Here is a 1,700-nt window from a genome sequence, read left to right on the forward strand (position 1 = left end):
GCAGTGCTGTGACCTGTTGCCCCGGCTGTCCGGGCACCCGGCTCCGTCCGGGCACCCAGCCGTGTGCGGCCGCCCGGGTCCGTGTGAGCGACCGGGTCCGTGTCCGCGCCCGGGCCCGCGCGCAGCAGACGGGCCAGGCGTCCGGCCTGGTCCTCCACCCGGTGGCGGAGGGCGGCGTCGCCCCCGCCGCGGGAGAGGACCCGCGCGAGGGACGCGAGGTCTGCGCCGGGTGCCCGGGTGTCCTCGCTCAGCAGTGCCACGGACCGGGCGGCTCGGCGAGGTCCGATGCGTGGCGCCGCATCGACCAGGGCGCGGGCGAGTGGGGGGTCGAGGGGCAGGGCTGCGAGTGTGCGTCCGAGCGGTGTCGCGTGTCCGCCCTCGTCGACGGCGCCGAGACCGCGCAGACGCTCCGCAGCTGCGGAGAGGGCCCCCACGGGCGGCTCGTCGAGGAGCGCCAGACCGGCCATGCCCGGATTGCCCCACACCGCGCACTGCAGGAGCGCGTCGGTGAGGTCGGCGGTGGCGATCTCGGGCAGCGACTGCTGCGGGCGCCGCGCCCAGTCGACCTCGGAGGTGCAGCGCACCGCGGTGCCCGGGCCGAGACGGGCGGCGCGCCCGGCCCGCTGTTCGCACCGGGCGCGTGAGGCCTGGACTGTGACCAGCATGGGCACGCCGCGTGCGACGTCGGTGCGGGGCTCACGCGACAGGCAGGCATCGACCACGACGCGCACGCCGGGCACCGTCAGCGATGACTCCGCCACGGCCGTGGAGAGCACGACCCGGCGCCGCGGCCCGGGGCCGGAGAGGACGCGGTCCTGCTCCTCGGGGGTCAGGGAGCCGTGCAGGGTGAGGACCTCGACGCCGCTGGACGGGAGGGAGCGGCGGACCTCGTCGATCTCGCGCGCGCCCGGAAGGAAGACGAGGACGTCACCGGTGGTGGTCCCCAGCGTGCGTTCGACGGTGCGTGCGACGTGTCCGAGGAACTCACGGCGCACGATGACGGCGCCCGTGGCCGGGGACACCCCCAGGGGCTCCCCTCCGCGCGGGGGAGCCGCCCAGCGCAGTTCGAGTGGGTGCAGACGGGCCGGGACGTCGACCAGGGTCGGGGCGGTGCCGGTCGCGGTGCCGATGAGGGCGCTGGTGCGCTCGGCCTCCAGGGTCGCCGAGGTCACGGCGAGCACGAGGTCCTCCCGCAGGGCTGCCCGCACGTCGAGGAGCAGGGCGAGTGCGAGGTCGGTGTCGAGCTGGCGCTCGTGGAACTCGTCGAGGACCACCGCGCCGACCCCCGGGAGCTCGGGGTCGCGCTGGAGGCGTCGCAGGAGGACGCCGGGTGTGAGCATCTCGATGCGGGTGTCCGGCGAGGTGCGGGAATCGCCACGCACCGAGTAGCCGACGGTCGCGCCGACCGGTTCGTGCAGCAGTGCGGCGATGCGCCGGGACACTGCCCGCACGGCGACCCGGCGTGGTTGGGTGACGAGGACGCGCGGCGCGGGTGAGGTGCGAGTGACAGGGGTGGTGGCGCTCCCGGCGGCGGCGACGGAGCCCTGGGTGCCGGCGAGTGCGACGGCGAGGGCCGGGGGGAGCAGGGTCGTCTTGCCGGTGCCAGGGGGCGCGGTGAGGACGAGGGCGGCGCCGGGGCCGGCTGCGGCGGTGATCCGGTCGAGGACCGCGACGACGGGCAGGTCCGGCGGTGCCGGAGC

The 1,700-nt window shown here is 76.8% G+C and carries 1 protein-coding gene; it reads right to left on the reverse strand.

The features are described 5' to 3' along the window. The coding region (locus TA90_RS07340) for a helicase-related protein (protein WP_147513422.1) at positions 1-1,700 on the reverse strand (1,700 nt) is incomplete at both ends.

The sequence above is a fragment of the Actinomyces polynesiensis genome (assembly GCF_000820725.1).
In the GTDB taxonomy this organism is placed as follows: domain Bacteria; phylum Actinomycetota; class Actinomycetes; order Actinomycetales; family Actinomycetaceae; genus Pauljensenia; species Pauljensenia polynesiensis.